Raw genomic sequence first — 19,163 nt, forward strand, 5'->3', positions numbered from 1 at the left:
TTAGTTGCTTGGTTTTTCTTATTTAAACAGTTGGTGTTTTATTTATTGTTTCTTGTGAAGTAATGATTTCATTGTTTCGGTCGATATTTAACATGAATTTTCGTTGTAACAATTGCAATTTAAAGAGTGTTAAAGGATCATGATAAGTTTCTGGGTTCGTTCTTAGCTTTGTTAATGTTTGCTCATCTTCTTGTATTTCAAGTTGGGCCGCTTCTACGGTTTGTTTCAATATGCTAAGAGGGTCTTTAAAGAACATCATGATATCACGTTCTAGCGCACCTTCAAATACTTCAAATTGAAGGAAAAATTGTTTTGAAATCATCTGAGCAACTTCTGTATAATCTTCTGTTTCAATATATTGTTTATATTTATTTGATAGCATAGATTGATTTTTTTGCATATTACCGAATAATTTCCCTGCACTCTTTAAGAAAAATTGTGTCGGTGTAAAGCGTAATAAAATATTGATGTTAGCTACTGTAATTCTATTCGTCATTCTTGCAACATCTCTATCCCAGTCATCTAGTAATTTGAAATCACAAGGAAGTTTAATACGCTCTTCCTCATAGAGCTTATTAAAGGTATCGCCCATTTCATCTAAATAAGCCTGAGCTTGAATGAATTCATTATGAGCAGTTTCAATCCATTCTTGAATAGATTGAGTAAATTTAGGGAGAAGCACTTGCTGTACATGTTTTTGAATTCTTTCATTCATTGCTACATTTAGTTCTTCATGGACCAATTTGAAATCACTATCTTCTTGAACAAGATCAGAGCAACTCTGCAACAATTCAGGAATTTGAGAATGTATATCCTGCGTAATCTCTTCTTTCGTTAAGAGATAAGATTCTGTAATGGAACGAATTTTATCTTTTTGGATGGCAGTAAGATTATTAATAAAACCATCAAGTTTTACTAAAATATGTTTATTCCAGCGGACGGATTTCACTAACGTATTTTCTAATTCCACACGTTCATTGACAAGGTATGCGATTGTTTTTTGGATAAACCATAATAATTTTTCAATGCGTTCTTTTTCAACGTTACGCTGAGTAAGGTTAGAAAGAATAGAGTCTGTTACGTTACCTAGCTGTTCACTACTCTCTTGTGAAGGAGAGTAAGGGAAAAATTGTGCTTCTGGGAAATGTACGAGTATTTTCTTTTTAATGTTGTTCGTGATGTTTTCACTAGTAGTCGTATCAATTGTTTGTAAGACGAATTGAATTTGTAAATTTGGTACTTGCTCACGAATATATAATAATGTATCGAGCTCTTCATCATGTAATGGTGAAGCTGAATTTAGTACATAGATGAGACTATCTGCTGCCTGTAAGTATTCAAAGTGAGAGCTGTTTTTGTCAAGTTGTCCATGCACAGTAGGTGTGACAAGGAATGAAAACTTATTTTTTCGTAAAAATCTACTTGGTAATTTAACTTCAATACATTTTTTTTCTAGTTCTGACTGAGAAGGTGCCGCTAGTATGTTATGAAGTTCGTCAAAGTTTGGTATATTTCGTATATCTAGCTCTGTAAGCTCAGTTATTTCAGTTTGACTATCATCTTTAAATGTAATTGAAGTTGTTATAGCCCCATTTAATATATTTTCTCCTAGTATAGAGTTAATAAAGGCTGATTTATCATAATCGCTAGCGCCTGCTACTAGAAGTTGTGTAACAGTTAAATCGTATAACTCACGAACAAGTAGTGTGAATTGATGACCTAAATCTACATCATTCTTCTCAGCCCATACAGCAATCGTTTCAAATAATGCTGATCCGTCTGCCATATCAACATTTGCATGAGCTGATGCATTTGAAAGTAAGGCACCTGCGCTTTTTACGAGTAATGATTCTAGAGTTGTCGGTGAAACTTCATTCCATGCTAATACTGCTGCGGAGACAAGTAAAGAATCCTCGGTTTTCGTTAAACTAAACCAATTTGTTAATAAATCTGGTACAAGTCCTTGCAATTCGTGCATGAAATATTGTCCAGTAATCAATTCAAAATACGTCTCTTGATAGCGAGTAGAAATTTCATTCCAATCATCATTAGCGTCTACTTCAATATGTAAGAATAAGTGATTTATTGTTTGAATCCAAGGTAGATGTAATGATTCATTTTGATAACTGTTCCAAAGTGAAATAACAAGCTCTTTAAATTGAACTTGATCAATTGTATATAAGGCTTTTAAAGATTCATAGAAATACTCAGGTTTAATTTTTTTAGTAAAGCCTCTGTTCACATAATTTATTAAAGTATCGAACCAGTGTAATGATTTTGTTCGAATTCCTTCTTGAACAGCGAGTTCAATAGCATTATTCCAATCTTCTTGTTTTTCATAGAACGATCGAGCAATCGCAGTAATATTCGGATAGTCTGGTTGAAATGCAACAGCTTCACTAATCGTCTTAAATGCTAGTCCTAGACGGTCTTGCTCGATATAAAGAGAAAGAAGTTGTAGGGAAACTTCCATCGTAAGAGTTGTATCTTCTGATTGAATAGATTTATAAAGTTCCTCTGCTTTTGGTAAGAAACCTAATTCGAAATAAGCATCTGCAATATTCTTCATGGCCCAGAGAGCAAGTTCATTATTTACTTTCTCCCATTTAAATATTGCTGCTTCAAAGTCGTTATTTTGAAAGTAAACTTCACCTTGTGCGAAGCGAATATTAGATATATTGGAGAATTCATTTTTTGATTCATTTATATATGCTTCACCGAGTACTTCCGTTACCGGAATGGAAGTTTCTTCTGTTAAAAATGTTTTATAGTAAATCTTTTGGATAAATTGTTTTTCAATGGTCATGTTCGTTCCCCCTGTATAATTTAGAAAAATGATGTTGTATGTAAAAGGGTGCATGTTACTCTATTAGGTAGAAGTTGCATTATATAGACCAAACTATGTTTTTGCTAGATATATCATTTTTCTTGAGAGTTAAACCGTTGCAAAAAGTAACTTCCCTTTATTGTAACAAAAAAATAAGCCTATGAATTTTTATTTTTTTATCTCGCTATTTATAGGCAGTAAGACTCCTACTCCAAAATTGAGCGAATGCAAGGAAGTTAAGTGGGAGCCCTGCTGCCCGTAAAATCCCGATTGGTTCAGGTTAATAATCAGTGGGGATGGATAAAAAAACCACTGATTAAATCTCTGTTTAAGGAATGGAATAGAAGTAGAGTTCATTATAAAAACAATGTATAGTGAATATGTATACCATGTTTGTCTTAAAGATAGAATGGGCACAATATGGAATAACGATCGTGTATAGGATGTGTCTTCCGAATGGAACAACATATTGGCGAGTTAATCGCACATTATGGATATTTTGGAATTATTATAGCTTTAGCTGGCGGGATTGTTGGATTACCTATACCGGATGAGTTTTTATTGACTTTTATTGGATATAACATTTCAAAAGGAGTTATGTCAGGAACAGCTGCTTTTTTAAGTGGAATGGCAGGTGCAATGCTTGGCATTACATTAAGTTACATATTAGGTTTAAAACTTGGGCTCCCTGTTTTAAAAAAATATGGTCCGAAAGTTAGAATTAAGGAACATCATATTGAAAAAACACATATTTTATTTGAAAAATACGGTCCATTTCTTTTAATGATTGGATACTTTATACCAGGAGTACGTCATTTAACAGCATATTTTGCTGGAGTTTCAAATTTAACATGGTGGCGTTTTTGTTTGTATGCTTACGGTGGTGCACTAATTTGGATAAGTGTTTTTATTGGCCTAGGTTGGAAACTGGGAGAGAAGTGGCGCTTTGTTGAATATAGTTTACATCATTATGGAATATGGATTTTATTAGTTTCGGCAATTGTAACATTGATTGTGTGGATTTACATAAGGAAAAGACAAAACCGCTAATAATAGCGGTTTTTTAGCTGAAAGCAATAAATAATACACCAGCTGTAATAAAGACTACACCAATACCAGTCATAAAGTTTAACTTTTCACCTAATATAATCATCGCGAGAATAATGGAAAATACTACACTTAATTTATCGATAGGTGCTACTTGTGAAACTTTTCCTGTTTTTAATGCAAGAAAATAAAATAGCCATGACGAAGCACCAGCGATTCCACTTAATGTGATAAATAGCAGGGCTTTTTTATTTAAGAGAACATCACCGATATTTTGAAATTTACCTTGTATAATAATAACTCCTACCATAAATAATGCCATAATAATAGAGCGAACCGTTGTTGCGACGTTGGCATCGATTCCATCTAAGCCAATCTTTCCAAAAATAGATACGAGGGCAGCGGCAACTGCTGATAATAGTGCGAATAATAGCCATGGACTCATAGGGAAATTCCTCCAATCTTACATTATTATACATGAAAATCATTCTCATGTATAAATAACGAAATAAACCCCCGCCCTATATTTTTAATAAGGTGGGGGTTTATTATGCTACTCTGCTATTTCTTCATATAAAAAGTACGTTACATTATAAATATGTTCTACTTCATCATCCGTCATAAATAATAATTCGTCACGTTCAATCCCTTTTTTCTTTTCAATAAACTCAATCATGTTTTTTCGTTCTTCTCTTTTCATCAATTTTTATTTCTCCCCTCAATCTGTTTTAATACAGTTTATTTAAGTTACTGCTATTATATAACAGAATCTTTAGAAAGTTCCACCTATTTTATTATTTTTTTTAGAAGAACCTTTCGACAAAACAAGCCCGCTTAAAGGGCTTGTTTTCATTTTAAAGTCGTAAAAACTCGGGCTCGGTCGTACCAGCACCATCGATGTAATAAATTGTATCGGGATTGATTTTTATTAGTACGTAATTAGGGTCTTCCGCACCGAGTAACCAGCGTTTTAAGCTATTAGTCCAAAATTTGTTTTTTAATGTTTGATCTTCTTCGATGGAAGCTATACCTTCAACTTCAATGTAATCTTCATCTAATTTCTTTCCTTCACGTCCAAGTAGTACATGTACATTGGGATTTTTTTCGATATCTGTTATCTTTTTTGAATTTCGATCTGTTGCAACATATAGTACAAAATCTTCGTGGAAAAACATCATAAAGGCGCTATGTGGCTTATCGTTACGTACAGTAGATAATACACCAGTACGTTGACCTTGAATAATAGTTGCGATTTTTTCTTTTAAGTGCATATTTTTAGCCTCTTTTCATAATTCGTAATTTTTTCTGTCTGAACAAGATAATTTAAATATCTTTCATACTGTTTTCTTCAATCCGATTTTTTAAACGTAATTGTGATGAAATCGGACAAGTTAGGAGATGAATAATAATAATATCGAGGAGAAATACATACGATGGAAGGATGAAAAGCATGTTTAATAAAATATTTCTTACAGTAGCGCTTATAGGTGTACCACTTTCTGTAATCGGAAAAACACTTCATTGGCCACAAACCATTATGTTTGCTGTATACTGCATTACTATTATTGCATTAGCTGGTTTTATGGGGAGGGCGACAGAAAGTTTAGCAATCGTTTCTGGGCCTCGGATAGGTGGTTTATTAAATGCCACTTTCGGTAATGCCGTTGAACTTATCATTTCAATTTTTGCACTTCAGGCAGGATTAACAGAAGTTGTTTTAGCTTCCTTAACTGGTTCTGTACTTGGAAACTTATTACTGGTAGGAGGGCTATCCTTCTTTATAGGTGGCCTTAAGTATAAAAGGCAAAGTTTCAATGTTTATGATGCAAGACATAATTCAGCTTTATTAATATTTGCTGTTGTCGTAGCCTTTGTTATTCCGGAGATTTTTTCAATGAAGATGGATGCTGGAAAGACGTATCAATTAAGTATTGGTGTTTCTATTATCATGATTATTATGTACCTTGCTGCATTGCTATTTAAGTTAGTTACGCACCGTGGTGTATATCAACATAAAAGTGATGAAGTAGCACATGAGGAAGAGCCAGAGTGGTCCAAAGGTAAAGCGCTACTCGTTTTAGCGATAGCAACACTTGCAGTTGCTTATGTGTCAGAGGCACTCGTACATACTTTTGAAACGGTCGCAAAGTCGTTTGGCTGGTCAGAGTTATTTATAGGGGTTATTATCGTTGCAATTGTTGGTAATGCAGCAGAACATGCATCTGCGATTATTATGGCATATAAAAATAAAGTGAATATCGCAGTAGAAATTGCAGTAGGCTCTACATTACAAATCGCCATGTTTGTTGCTCCTGTGTTAGTACTTCTTTCGATGCTTTTTGCACAAAAGATGCCTTTAGTCTTTACAATACCAGAACTTGTTTCTATGATTACAGCTGTTTTCTTAACCATTGCGATTTCAAATGATGGGGATACAAACTGGTTTGAAGGAGGCACTTTATTAGCGGCGTATGTCATTATGGGAATTGGTTTTTATTTATTATGAAAAATAGGGATAACAATGCGTATGAGAGAAAACAATAAAGTGAAACTTTAATTGGTGGGGGATGTTCATCCCCACTAATTATTAGCTGAACCAATCGGGCTTTTACGGGCAGTTGATTTCCAAACTAATTTCTTTGTTTAATTGGAATATTAAGGTGGAAATCTTACTGCCCGTTAATGCGGGATAAATACAGTAAATTATATACCTTTATGTAGGAAGGAGCCAGACAGGTGAAACGAGTATACAGCATATGTCTTTCAACCATGGTCTCGTTTATCTTATTATTTCCTAACAGTAGTTTTGCAAAGACAACGGTAGAAGTAAAAATGCCTTCATCTGTTTTAAATATTTCAAAAGATAATACATTTCCGAATGATGCACAAGATTTACCGCGTTTACAGCCAAGTAAGTTTGCGCAAGAACTATTGAAAACAGCAAATATCAAAATTGAAAATCCAGATTTAATTCGAATGTTTAATGAAACAACAATTTCGAATGCACCGCTTGCGGTAGGATACCGGGCGAAAATTTATTTAGGTCAATGGGCATTAAATTATGAGTCAATAGATACATCGATTAATTGGGAATATAAGCAAGTGAATCGCAATGTGTACGATAATCGCGGAGGTGATCGCTTATACCCACTTCGCTATAAGCAAGAAACCCAAAAGACAATCGAAGGTGATTTAACAGCAGATATGAAAGATGCCACAGATGTGAAAAAAATGATGCTTCTAAAAGCGCTTGAAAAAGTACAATTGCCACTTTCATTTAAAACAACCATTGGTTATGGTACCGGACATGAGCGTGTTTATAATATTAGTCCAAGTCAAATTGGATATTTATATGCGTATACACCAGCAGTAAATGAAAAAGGAAAAGTAACATTTGGAGAAGTCTACCTTGTGTTAAAAGGGAATCAAAAAAGACTTGTCGTGAAAAATATTACATCTCAAGGAATCGGAGCTGCTATTCCAATTCATGATCATTTATTTTTTAAATTTGTTTCTTCATCACATTCACAATGAAATAAAAAACGTCAGCCTATAAGCTGACATTTTTTATTTATCCCGCTATTTGCCGGACAGTAAAACTCCCACCTCAAAATTCGGCTGGAGCAAAGAAGTTAGGTGGGAGCCCTGCTGCCCGTAAACGCCCGAATGGTGAAGGCTAATAATCGGTGGGGGATGAATAAAACCCCCACTGATTAAAGTTTCACTTTATAACATAATGTTTGATGTTTTTGATAAGAAATCTTCTTTTGGATAGTAGCTATTTTTTACAAGAACATTTGGTCCAAGGCATTTCACGGCAGGACAATGGCAACTTAATGATTTTGCTGTTTTTGAGTCACACCATTTGTCGTAAGCTTCTTGTAGTGTATTTGTTTGTACATTACCTAGAAGCGGGACATCACCGAAATCGGTCACGATAATATTTCCATCGAAAATATTTACGTTCAAACGAGAACGACCATCGGGATCATTGCGGACAGTTACATTTTTACTTTCATGTAATCTCTTCAATGTGTATAAATCACGTTCATCATCACTACATGCATAGAAAGGTAATGTTCCAAATAACATCCATACATTTTCATCACGGATCTCTAATAAATGTTCAATTGCATTTCGAATTTCTTCTTTTGTTAAAATTTCAAGTGTGCTAGCGAAGTCACTCGGATACATTGGGTGCACTTCATGACGTTTACAGCCCATTTCTTCAACGATTTGACGGTGAATATGTTCAATATGTGGTAGAGTTCGTTTGTTTAACATAGTTTCGGCTGATACGAGTACACCTGCCTCTGATAGAGCTTTACTATTTGTAATCATTCTTTCAAATAATTTAGCGCGCTGTTCATAAGTAGGTTTACGCTCCATCATTGCAAATCCGCCTTCAACGAAGTCATCGATTGTTCCCCAGTTATGTGAAATGTGCAATACATCTAAGTAGGGAATAATTTGTTCGTAACGTGCTAAATCTATAGTTAAGTTTGAGTTGATTTGAGTGCGAACGCCTCGTTCATGGGCGTATTTTAAGAGTGGTGTTACATAGTTGTCGACGGATTTTTTTGAAAGCATAGGCTCTCCGCCTGTAATACTTAAAGAACGTAGATAAGGAATTTCATCTAATCGTTTTAATAAAAGCTCCATCGGAAGCGGATTTGGATCTTTCGGCTGTAATGTGTAACCAACAGCGCAATGCTCGCAACGCATATTGCATAACGTCGTCGTTGTAAACTCAACGTTTGTTAATAGTAGTTTGCCGTACTCTTCAAGGTCCATATACGCTTCCCATGGATCGTAAGAAGGAGTAATCGGCTTCATTATTTGTGATATCGTCATATGAAATACTCCTTTGACTATTGAAATAACAATTTGTCCATTCTCTATAATAGAAGAATATGTGCTTTTTATAAAGTGAAACTTTTTTGTAAAAAAAGAGAGAGGGCTTACATTATAATGAATTACTGCGACAAATTTGATGAAATTACATGCCCATATCCATCATTTTTGCGGTATAATAAAAGCAACTCGAATTAAAAGGAGAGTGCCTTCATGGGAAAAGCAATTCAAGATAAAGATTCACAACTAGTATATTTGAAAAAACGTTTAAATATGTTCATTGAAGTAATTGATACGATTGAACCAGAAGAGGTAGAATTGGAAGATGTAGATCGTCTTCTTGCAATGTTAGATGAATTAGAACTGAAATGTGAGCAATTTAAAAAAGACGAATAATATATTAAAAAGGCTGCCACTACAAAATTGGCAGCCTTTTTCTGTACGGATAATAGAAGGAATATAGAAAAAAAGGTATAATCAAGTTGTGAAAAATTTCATTTAACCTTTAATGGCGTGAAATAAAGTGAAACTTTACTCAGTGGGGGTCATTCCCCACTGAGTATTAGTTGAACCAATCGGGCGTTTACGGGCAGTTGATCTCCCACCTAACTTCTTTGCTCCACCTGAATTTTGAGGTGGGAGTCTTACTGCCCGCAAATAGCGGGATAAATAAACAGCTGAAGAGTATAACAATGGAATTTTCATTTCATAACGTTTTGGTAGCGTTCACAATTGAGGGGGAAGTAACAATGGAAAAGCTTCAAGAAAGCATGTATCAACTAATTGTTGAAACGTCAACGAACTTACCGAAAGATGTTCGTCGCGCAATTCAACAAGCGAAAGAACGAGAAAATGCAGGAACTCGTTCGGCGATGGCACTTGGCACAATTACGAATAATATTAAAATGGCAGATGATAATATCTCGCCAATTTGCCAAGATACAGGGATGCCAACGTTTAAAATTTATACACCAGTTGGTGTGAATCAATTAAAACTGAAGGAAGCTATCTATAGTGCGCTTGAGCGGGCGACAAAAGATGGTAAACTTCGTCCAAACTCTGTTGATTCTCTTTTTGGAGACAATAGCGGAAATAATTTAGGACCAGGTACACCTGTTATTAAGTTTGAACAATGGGAAAAAGATTACATTGATGCACGTTTAATTTTAAAGGGCGGGGGCTGTGAGAACAAAAATATTCAATATAGCTTGCCTTGTGAAATAGAAGGACTTGGACGAGCTGGGCGTGATTTAGAAGGAATTCGTAAATGCCTTCTTCATGCAGTATATCAAGCGCAAGGGCAAGGGTGTAGCGCTGGGGTAATCGGCGTCGGTATCGGGGGAGACCGCACATCAGGTTACGAATTAGCAAAAAATCAATTATTCCGTACATTAGATGATGTAAATTCAGTTCCAGAATTACAAAAGCTTGAAGAGTACGTATTAGAGAATGCAAATAAGCTTGGCATTGGTACGATGGGATTTGGCGGAGAAACAACTTTATTAGGTTGCAAAGTTGGAGTATATAATCGTTTGCCAGCGAGCTTCTACGTATCTGTTGCATATAATTGCTGGGCATATCGTCGGCTTGGCGTAACAATTCATCCTGAAACAGGTGAAATTATGGATTGGTTGTACCAGGAAGGTGAAGATACACTTCAGCAAGATGCTGCGCAAGAACAAACAGAGCAGCGTGAAATCGTATTACAAGCTCCAATTACAGAAGAGCAAATTCGTGAACTTCGTGTTGGTGATGTTGTTACAATTAACGGCATGATGTATACAGGACGTGATGCGATTCATAAACATTTAATGGATAACGATTGTCCAGTAGATTTAAAGGGACAAATTATTTATCACTGTGGTCCAGTTGTAGTGAAAGATGAGAATGACAATTGGCAAATTAAAGCGGCAGGTCCAACGACAAGCATTCGTGAAGAGCCATATCAAGGCGATATTATGAAAAAGTTCGGTATTCGTGCTGTGATTGGTAAAGGCGGTATGGGTGCTAAAACATTAGCAGCTTTAGAAGAACACGGTGGTGTGTACTTAAATGCAATTGGTGGTGCAGCACAATATTATGCTGAATGTATTAAAGAAGTGAAAGATGTTGATTTCTTACAATTCGGTATCCCAGAGGCAATGTGGCATTTACGTATCTATGGTTTTAAAGCAGTTGTAACGATGGATTCTCATGGTAAAAGTCTACATGCTGATGTTGATAAAACATCACTTGAAAAATTGGCGAGCTTTAAAGAACCTGTATTTAAGTAAAGAGAAATGCATCTCGAATTATTCGAGGTGCATTTTTTGGTATATATAGAAAAACATGTTCAGCATGAAAGAAAGCAGGGAAACAGAAACTACAGGTACGATTATATATGGAAAGGAGACTATTTATGAAATATAAATGGTTATATATAGGTCTCATTTTTTCAATTATGATGGCACTTGTTCCAGTTTCAACATTTGCTTATACGAATACACCACATAACTGGGGAATCCCACGTCCTAAAAATGAAACGGTGCCAGATGCAGGGAAACTATATACAGAATTACTACAAAAAAATGGTGGGTTTTATTTAGGAGATACGAAGAAAAAAGATATTTATTTAACATTTGATAATGGATACGAAAATGGATACACAGGAAAGATTTTAGATGTATTAAAGGAGAAAAAAGTACCAGCAACTTTCTTTGTGACGGGACATTATATAAAAACACAAAAAGATTTATTATTAAGAATGAAAAATGAAGGACATATTATTGGTAATCATTCTTGGAGTCATCCAGATTTTACAACAGTAAATGATGCAAAACTTCGTGAAGAATTAACGAGCGTAACGGAAGAGATTAAAAAAGTAACGGGGCAAAAAGAAGTGAAATATGTACGCCCTCCGCGAGGTGTATTTAGCGAAAGAACGTTAGCTCTTACGAAAGAAATGGGATATCATAACGTGTTTTGGTCGCTTGCATTTCTTGATTGGAAAGTAGATCAGCAAAGAGGATGGCAATACGCTCATAATAATGTAATGACTATGATTCATCCAGGATCTGTTTTGTTACTTCATGCAATATCAAAAGATAATGCAGAAGCACTTGCGAAAATCATTGATGATTTGCGCGAGAAAGGGTATCATTTTAAAAGCCTAGATGATTTAGTAAAAAGCAATCAACCGTAAGCATGTATGCTTGCGGTTTTCTCATGCTATAATGATGTGTAAAAAGGATGGGGAAACGTATGTGGAGCGAACATGTTACGTTAGAATATCCGTACCATTTTGAAGAAGTGCTAAAGCGTTTAGCTTTCGACCCGTTAAACGTCATTCAATTAGACGAGAAAGTAATTTATGTCCCGCTTTTTATAGACGAAGAACAAATTGTTGTTCGTTTGCAAGGGATTGGTACTGTTCAAAATCCACAGTTTTGGATTTCTAGTCAGGCAGGAGATCAAGAGAAAGTAATGAAACGAATGAGGTCCATTTTTCACTGGAATGAACCGTTTCAAAATATACAAGATCATTTTTTAAACACATCATTACGTCCACTGTTTGAAACATATGCTTATACTCCAATTATATTAGAGTTTGATTATTTCGCTTGTCTTCTTCGTTGTATTATTCATCAACAAATAAATTTGAAATTTGCTACGGTGCTAACAGATCAATTTGTAAAACGATATGGGACAGAGAAGAACGGCGTTTTCTTTTTCCCAACACCAGAAAGAGTAGCGAATATTTCAATAGAGGAATTGAGAGAGCAGAAGTTTAGTCAGCGAAAAGCCGAATATATAGTAGGATTAGCAAAACATATTGCAGACGGTAAATTAGATTTAGCAAGGATAGAAAACGAAACAGAAGAAGAAGTATCGGCACAATTGTTACCAATAAGGGGTATTGGAGCATGGACAGTGCAAAACTTTTTAATGTTTGGGCTTGGCCGGAAAAACATGTTTCCAGAAGCAGATATCGGGATTAGGCGTGCACTTCAAGGTGTATTTCAATTAGATAATAAGCCTGATGATGCATTTTTAGAAAAAGTGAAACAAGAGTGTGAACCATATTGCAGTTATGCAGCGTTATATTTATGGAAAAGTATAGAGTAGAGGTGTAATAATGATACAAGAGCAACAAGAGAGTAAGTTGGAAGTTGGTCAAACGTTTCCTGTGACAATTAAACGTCTTGGGATTAACGGAGAAGGCGTTGGTTATTTTAAGAGACAAGTTGTTTTCATTCCAGGGGCATTACCAGGAGAAGAAGTTGTTGCTGAAGCAACGAAAATTCAGCGTGGCTTCGCTGAAGCGAAAGTGAAAAAAGTTCGTAAATCATCACCACATCGTGTGAAAGCACCATGTTCAGTATATGAGGAGTGTGGTGGCTGCCAATTGCAGCACTTAGATTATAAAGAACAATTAAATCAAAAGCGTGATATCGTTGTACAAGCATTCGAGAAGTATATGAATGACAGTCTAGAAGAGAAAATTCGCCCAACGCTTGGTATGGAAAATCCATGGCATTATCGTAATAAAAGTCAATTGCAAGTGGGGCGTAAAGACGAAAAGGTTATTACAGGGTTATATAAGCAAAACTCACATCAGTTAATTGATATTTCTCATTGCATGATTCAGCATAAAGCAACGAATGAAGCGACAAAAGTTGTAAGACGTATATTAGAAAAATTAAATGTTTCTATTTACAATGAGAAAAAACAAAAAGGTTTAGTACGCACAATTGTGACACGTACTGCAGTTCAAACAGGGGAAGTGCAAGTCACACTTATTACAACAAAAGAAGAATTACCAAATAAAGATCAATTTATCGCAGAAGTACAAAAACAAATGCCAAGTGTTAAATCAATTATGCAAAACGTAAACTGGCGTAAAACGTCTGTTATTTTCGGTGATAAAACATTTAAATTAGCTGGAAAAGAAGTAATTCAAGAAACACTAGGTGATTTATCATTTGAATTATCAGCACGCGCATTCTTCCAATTAAATCCAGAACAAACGGTTGTTTTATACGATGAAGCGAAAAAAGCAGCTGCTTTAACAGGAAACGAGAAGATTGTGGATGCGTATTGCGGTGTCGGTACGATTGGACTTTGGCTTGCGAATGATGCAGCGGAAGTACGTGGTATGGATGTAATTCCAGAAGCGATTGAAGATGCAAAGAAAAATGCAAAACGCCACGGATTCACAAATGCAAAGTATGAAGCTGGTAAAGCGGAACAATGGTTACCGAAATGGGTGAAAGAAGGCTGGAGTCCAGATGTCATTGTTGTCGATCCACCGCGTACAGGTTGCGATGATAAATTACTTGAAACGATTTTAAAAGTGAAACCGAAACAAGTTGTTTACGTGTCTTGTAATCCATCTTCATTAGCACGTGATGTACAAACATTAATGAAGAGTTATGAAGTGGAGTATGTGCAACCAGTTGATATGTTCCCGCATACAGCTCATGTAGAAAATGTAGTGAAACTTGTTAGAAAGTAACATTCAATAAGGATATGTCCCTCACAAAGCAGGAGTTATGTGAGGGTATATTTTATTTAGCGAATGGAAGTAAGGAGAATACGATGAACAATTATAAATTGACGATTCAATATGACGGTGCGCGTTATAAAGGGTGGCAACGTCTTGGGAATAATGACAATACGATTCAGGGGAAAATCGAAAGTATAATATCTGAAATGGTCGGAAAAGAAACTGAAATTATCGGCTGTAGTAGAACGGATGCTGGTGTACACGCTTTGAATCAAGTAGCTAACTTTCAAAGTGATGAGAAGTTAGTAGAACATAAAGTGAAAAAGTATTTAAATCAATATTTACCAAATGATATTAGTATTACGAGTGTAGAAGAAGTACCAGATCGTTTCCATGCTCGTTACAATTCTAAAGCAAAAACATATCTGTATAAAATTTGGAATGAAGAGTATACGAACCCATTTATGCGTAAATACAGCATGCACGTGAATAAACAATTAAATGTGAAAAACATGAAAGAAGCTGCGAAACATTTAATTGGTTCACATGACTTCACTGCTTTTTCAAATGCAAAGTCTAAGAAAAAATCTATGGTTCGAGAAGTGTATACACTTGATGTTTTCGAAGAATCAGGATTTGTACAAATTAGAGTAAGTGGTAACGGATTCCTTCATAACATGGTGCGAAAAATTGTTGGAGCATTAATTGAAGTTGGATTAGGACAATTAGAGGCGGACGCAATTCCAAACATTTTAGAGGAAAAACAACGTAATCAAATTAATTGTCTTGCTGAGGCGAGCGGGTTGTACTTGGAGAATGTTAAATTTTAATAATAAGTAAAAAAATCGAGCTGATAAGGCTCGATTTTTTTTGCACTTTGAAATTAAGAAGATTTTTCTTTCTTCATACGTAGCTTCAAATTCCAAAAAGCAGCAAGCATAATAGCTGCAAAGGAGCCACTAATTATGCCTAATAGCTTTGCATGAGGAAAGCTGCTCATATCAATGAATAGCATTATACATAGAATGGTAGGGAAAAGACCTAAATAGTGTAGTAACTTTAATTTTTTATCATTACTCATATATATAGCCCCTTTCTAGCATGTTGCATGTATATTATAACATATTTTCCCAAATAGTTACTTACACTTGGAGAAATATTCATCCCGCTATTTGCGGGCAGTAAGACTCCCACATCAAAATTCGGCGAATGCGAGGGAGTTAGGTGGGAGTCGGGCTGCCCGTAAACGCCCAATTGGTATGGGCTAATAATCAGTGGGGGATGGACAAAACCCCCACTGATCAAAGTTTCACTTTATTTCATATGTGTAAATGCAATTTTTTAATTCGATATTGTAAGTTTTGTCTGCTCAATCCTAAAAACTTTGCGGCCTGTGAGATATTACCTTTATTTTCTTTAAGAATTTGATGGATATATTTCTTTTCCATTTCTTCGATTATACGTTTTAAATTTTGTGGCGTATCAGTATTGTGACTAGTTAGCGGAGTCTGCATATTGAGTTCCTTTTTTGCTAGTTCGCGAAAGTGCGTTGGCATATGGAAAGCTGTAATGATATCTTCATCTTCTATTAAGTTCATGGAGCCTTCAATTATATGTTCTAGTTCTCTCACATTACCAGGCCAATCGTATTTATAGAAAAAGTTATTTACGTTTAAATCTACATCTTTTACGCTAAGATCAAATTGGATATTGTATTTTTCAATAAAGTGTTGAACAAGATATGCAATGTCTTCTTTTCGTTCCCGTAAAGGCGGAAGACATAAAGTAACAACGCTTAATCGGTAATATAAGTCTTGTCTTAATCGATTGTGTGCTATGGCTTCAAGAGGATCTTCATTAATAGTTGCTATAATACGAACATCAATTTCTTTTTCTTGTGTGCCTCCGATTCTTCGTATTGTTTTTTCTTGTATAGCCCGCAGCAATTTAGCTTGAAGTGTTGGACTTAATGAGTTGATCTCATCTAATAACAAAGTCCCGCCGTTTGCTTCTTCAAATAAACCAGGTTTATCTATTGCTCCTGTAAAAGCACCTCGATTTGTACCAAATAGTAGACTTTCCATTAAGGTTTCTGGTATAGCGGCACAGTTTTGCGAAATAAATGGTTTTGTTGAACGCTGGCTTTCATTATGGATGCTCTGCGCAAATAGCTCTTTACCAGTCCCTGTTTCTCCGATGATAAGTATGGAGGAGGATGTACGTATTACTCTCTTTGCTTCTGCAATGACCGATTGAATAGCTCTAGAATCACCAATTATGTGATCAAAGGTAAACTTAGTATTTTGTTTGCGAGAAAGGTTCGTTTTCATTGTTTGCTTTAAATGACTAATCTCTTTTGAAATTTCAATAGCTCCTTTAATTTTTCCATTTTCTATTATAGGAAAAGTATCGTTAATCGTCGTAATCTCTTGTCCTTTATTGTTAAAATACGTTTGTTTTATATTTTTGTTTGTTTTTCCAAGTTTTAATGCTTCTATAAGAGTACTATTTTTATTTTCTTCAAATGCAAATACTTCTAAAGGATTTTTGTCTAGCACATCAGAACGATCCATTGATTCAATGTCCATCATTTTGCGGTTATAGATAATCGTTTTACTTTCCTCATTAATAATATGAATCCCAATATCTAGTTCATTTAGTAAAGTTTCATATAGCATATTCATTTCAATAATCTTTTTAAAATTGATTTCTTCTGTATGCATGTATTATCTTCTCCTCGTTATACCCTATGAAGACTGACTTTTTATAATTTTATTAAAATTCTCATAAAATCGCAAAATTTTTTTGCTATTTTCTCTTAAAACTTTTCAAATGATAGAAAAATTTTGCGGTTATGCAGATTTTTTTCGTAAGAAATCCCAATTTTACATAGGTGTTGAGGTTGGTACGTATTTTGCATGAATAGTAGTTGAGATCTCTAAATTTAAAGAGTAGGGGGATTAGGAATCTTTATAAGTTATGCAACGTTTCAGTGCCAATTAATAAGAGGGAGGAATTTATAAAGTGAAGACGGTTATAGAAGGCGTGTATAGTCCTTGTTACGGGAAAGTAGAGAAATTATTTGTTACTGAAAGTTCTTACGTATATGAGTGGGAGAAATTAGCGTTAATTGAAACAATAGATAAGCAGCAAGTGGAAATTAAAGTGGGAATCAGTGGTTATATCGAATCATTAGAAGTGGTAGAAGGACAAGCTATCGCTGATCAAAAACTATTAATAACAGTGAGAGATGACCTTTTAATAACGGGTAGTGATTAATAGTAGTAATATATATTTTGCTCTTTTAAATAATTATTTTTACTATGAAGGGTTTTAAAAACGCTTACATTAAAAGGGTTTGCTAAGTGAAAAGGGGGGATTTATATGATGGATCAAAACCAGGGATTAAAAAGGGAATTGAAAAGTCGGCACATATTTATGATTGCACTCGGGGGAGTTATTGGTACAGGACTTTTTTTAGGATCGGGTTATACAATTCATGAAGCTGGACCTGGAGGGGCAATTGTAGCGTATCTTGTCGGTGGGTTTGTTATGTATTTAACGATGCTCTGTCTAGGAGAGTTAGCGGTTGCGATGCCTGACGCAGGATCTTATCAAACGTATGCTACAAAGCACATTTCCCCTGCAGCGGGTTATGTAGTGGGATGGATGTCGTGGCTAAACTGGTCTGCTACGATAGGTATTGAATTAATTGCAGTTAGTATTTTGATGAAACGATGGTTTCCTGATGTACCGTCATGGATTTGGTGTGTAGCGTTTGCAGTGTTGCTCTTTGCTATTAATGCATTATCTTCAAGAAGTTTTGCGGAAGTTGAATTTTGGTTTGCAAGTATTAAAGTAATTACAATCATTGCATTTATTATTTTGGGCGGGGCGGCAATGTTTGGTTTTCTAGATATGAAAGGAAATGAACCAGCACCAATGTTTTCTAGCTTTACTGATTATGGTGGATTATTCCCAAATGGATTATCGGCTATTTTAATTACGATGATTGCAGTTAATTTTTCCTTCCAAGGAACAGAACTAGTTGGTATTGCAGCTGGTGAGAGTGAAAATCCAGAGAAAACTATCCCGAAGGCAATTAATAATACAGTTTGGCGCATACTTATTTTCTTTGTACTATCTATTTTTATTCTTGCGGGACTATTTCCTTGGCAGCAAGCAGGCGTGATAGAAAGTCCATTCGTAGTTGTATTTGATAAAATTGGTATTCCTTATGCGGCTGATATTATAAATTTCGTTATTATTACAGCTGTACTATCAGTTGCGAATTCAGGATTATATGCAACTTCCCGTATGCTATGGTCGATGTCGAATCAAGGAATGATTAGCCCGATTTTTGGTAAATTATCTAAAAACGGTGTTCCTATTTATGCATTGATTGTAAGTACGTTTGTAGGGTGTCTCTCATTACTATCAGGTATTTATGCGGAAGATACAGTTTATTTATGGCTTCTTTCAATTGCAGGGTTCGGAGCGATATTAGTTTGGGCATCTATTGCTTTATCTAACCTATTAGCTAGAAGGACATACTTAAAGCAGGGCGGAGATATTAAGGATTTGAAATTTAAAACACCACTGTATCCATTTGTTCCAATTCTTGCGTTAGTATTAAATTTAACTGTAATTGTTGGCATGGCTTTTATTCCGGAACAAAGAATGGCATTGTATTGTGGTATTCCATTTATGATTATTTGCTTACTGTTTTACCGTGCTACAAGAAATAAGGGAAGTAAAGTAGAACATATTGAAAAGACAAATACAACAGAAGTAGAAAGTTTACCCCGCATTAACGGGCAGTAAAACTCTCACCTCAAAATTCGGCTGGAGCAAAGAAGTTAGGTGGGAGATCAACTGCCCGTAAACGCCCGATTGGTGAAGGCTAATAATTAGTGGGGGATGAACACCCCCCACTAATTATAGTTTCAC

The 19,163-nt window shown here is 35.3% G+C and carries 18 protein-coding genes; 11 read left to right on the forward strand and 7 right to left on the reverse strand.

What is annotated here, in order from left to right:
- Positions 1–22 precede the first annotated feature (22 nt).
- Entirely contained in the window at positions 23–2,806 is a 2,784-nt protein-coding gene (locus MHB76_RS02285) for a tetratricopeptide repeat protein (protein ID WP_078173507.1), read from the reverse strand.
- A gap of 477 nt (positions 2,807–3,283) precedes the next feature.
- Between MHB76_RS02285 and MHB76_RS02290 the strand changes: the two genes are divergently transcribed.
- Positions 3,284–3,877 (forward strand): DedA family protein, encoded by a 594-nt coding sequence (locus MHB76_RS02290; protein ID WP_002113741.1) that lies wholly within the window; start codon positions 3,284–3,286, stop codon positions 3,875–3,877.
- Between the two features lie 13 nt (positions 3,878–3,890).
- Here the strand turns inward: MHB76_RS02290 and MHB76_RS02295 are convergent, their stop codons facing one another.
- The 3 genes from MHB76_RS02295 to MHB76_RS02305 all read right to left on the reverse strand — a co-directional run bounded on the left by MHB76_RS02295 (position 3,891) and on the right by MHB76_RS02305 (position 5,145).
- A complete protein-coding gene (locus MHB76_RS02295) occupies positions 3,891–4,319 on the reverse strand; it encodes an EamA family transporter (RefSeq protein ID WP_078173506.1) in 429 nt (142 codons plus the stop codon).
- Between the two features lie 108 nt (positions 4,320–4,427).
- Positions 4,428–4,574 carry a BH0509 family protein gene (locus MHB76_RS02300; RefSeq protein ID WP_000817786.1) on the reverse strand — a complete coding sequence of 49 codons (147 nt, stop codon included), beginning with the start codon at positions 4,572–4,574 and terminating at the stop codon, positions 4,428–4,430.
- Between the two features lie 154 nt (positions 4,575–4,728).
- Positions 4,729–5,145 (reverse strand): pyridoxamine 5'-phosphate oxidase family protein, encoded by a 417-nt coding sequence (locus MHB76_RS02305; RefSeq protein WP_002125015.1) that lies wholly within the window; start codon positions 5,143–5,145, stop codon positions 4,729–4,731.
- 179 nt (positions 5,146–5,324) lie between these two features.
- Between MHB76_RS02305 and cax the strand changes: the two genes are divergently transcribed.
- Both cax and MHB76_RS02315 read left to right on the forward strand, forming a co-directional pair.
- Complete coding sequence (gene cax, locus MHB76_RS02310; RefSeq protein ID WP_002159406.1) at positions 5,325–6,380, forward strand: calcium/proton exchanger; 1,056 nt, start codon at positions 5,325–5,327, stop codon at positions 6,378–6,380.
- Between the two features lie 230 nt (positions 6,381–6,610).
- Positions 6,611–7,408 carry a YfkD famly protein gene (locus MHB76_RS02315; protein WP_002159405.1) on the forward strand — a complete coding sequence of 266 codons (798 nt, stop codon included), beginning with the start codon at positions 6,611–6,613 and terminating at the stop codon, positions 7,406–7,408.
- 192 nt (positions 7,409–7,600) lie between these two features.
- On the opposite strand, the gene yfkAB is transcribed toward MHB76_RS02315, so the two are convergent.
- On the reverse strand, positions 7,601–8,728 hold the full coding sequence (yfkAB, locus tag MHB76_RS02320) for a radical SAM/CxCxxxxC motif protein YfkAB (protein WP_002113768.1): 1,128 nt from the start codon (positions 8,726–8,728) through the stop codon (positions 7,601–7,603).
- Between the two features lie 213 nt (positions 8,729–8,941).
- Between yfkAB and MHB76_RS02325 the strand changes: the two genes are divergently transcribed.
- The 6 genes from MHB76_RS02325 to truA all read left to right on the forward strand — a co-directional run bounded on the left by MHB76_RS02325 (position 8,942) and on the right by truA (position 15,043).
- Entirely contained in the window at positions 8,942–9,124 is a 183-nt protein-coding gene (locus MHB76_RS02325) for an SE1561 family protein (protein ID WP_002091170.1), read from the forward strand.
- A 353-nt stretch (positions 9,125–9,477) separates the two neighbouring features.
- Positions 9,478–11,001, forward strand: coding sequence for a class I fumarate hydratase (gene fumA, locus MHB76_RS02330; RefSeq protein WP_176107973.1), 1,524 nt, complete (start codon positions 9,478–9,480; stop codon positions 10,999–11,001).
- Positions 11,002–11,126: 125 nt separating this feature from the next.
- Positions 11,127–11,909 (forward strand): delta-lactam-biosynthetic de-N-acetylase, encoded by a 783-nt coding sequence (gene pdaA, locus MHB76_RS02335; RefSeq protein WP_002201873.1) that lies wholly within the window; start codon positions 11,127–11,129, stop codon positions 11,907–11,909.
- 59 nt (positions 11,910–11,968) lie between these two features.
- Positions 11,969–12,832, forward strand: a complete 864-nt coding sequence (locus MHB76_RS02340) for a DNA-3-methyladenine glycosylase family protein (protein ID WP_002113774.1) — start codon at positions 11,969–11,971, stop codon at positions 12,830–12,832.
- 10 nt (positions 12,833–12,842) lie between these two features.
- Positions 12,843–14,222 carry a 23S rRNA (uracil(1939)-C(5))-methyltransferase RlmD gene (gene rlmD, locus MHB76_RS02345; protein ID WP_016103455.1) on the forward strand — a complete coding sequence of 460 codons (1,380 nt, stop codon included), beginning with the start codon at positions 12,843–12,845 and terminating at the stop codon, positions 14,220–14,222.
- A gap of 83 nt (positions 14,223–14,305) precedes the next feature.
- The gene (gene truA / locus MHB76_RS02350) at positions 14,306–15,043 is read left to right on the forward strand and encodes a tRNA pseudouridine(38-40) synthase TruA (RefSeq protein ID WP_340985588.1); all 738 of its coding nucleotides are present in this window, start codon (positions 14,306–14,308) and stop codon (positions 15,041–15,043) included.
- A 53-nt stretch (positions 15,044–15,096) separates the two neighbouring features.
- Here truA and MHB76_RS02355 read toward each other — a convergent pair whose 3' ends face one another.
- Both MHB76_RS02355 and MHB76_RS02360 read right to left on the reverse strand, forming a co-directional pair.
- Complete coding sequence (locus tag MHB76_RS02355; RefSeq protein WP_002159401.1) at positions 15,097–15,294, reverse strand: hypothetical protein; 198 nt, start codon at positions 15,292–15,294, stop codon at positions 15,097–15,099.
- A gap of 238 nt (positions 15,295–15,532) precedes the next feature.
- Positions 15,533–16,936, reverse strand: a complete 1,404-nt coding sequence (locus MHB76_RS02360) for a sigma-54 interaction domain-containing protein (protein WP_002159400.1) — start codon at positions 16,934–16,936, stop codon at positions 15,533–15,535.
- Positions 16,937–17,237: 301 nt separating this feature from the next.
- On the opposite strand from MHB76_RS02360, the gene MHB76_RS02365 reads away from it, so the two are divergent.
- Positions 17,238–17,492, forward strand: a complete 255-nt coding sequence (locus MHB76_RS02365) for a biotin/lipoyl-containing protein (RefSeq protein WP_002010281.1) — start codon at positions 17,238–17,240, stop codon at positions 17,490–17,492.
- A 105-nt stretch (positions 17,493–17,597) separates the two neighbouring features.
- On the forward strand, positions 17,598–19,037 hold the full coding sequence (locus MHB76_RS02370; protein WP_002159399.1) for an amino acid permease: 1,440 nt from the start codon (positions 17,598–17,600) through the stop codon (positions 19,035–19,037).
- Positions 19,038–19,163: the final 126 nt, after the last annotated feature.

The organism is Bacillus sp. FSL M7-1345, from assembly GCF_038006985.1.
GTDB lineage: Bacteria > Bacillota > Bacilli > Bacillales > Bacillaceae_G > Bacillus_A > Bacillus_A cereus_U.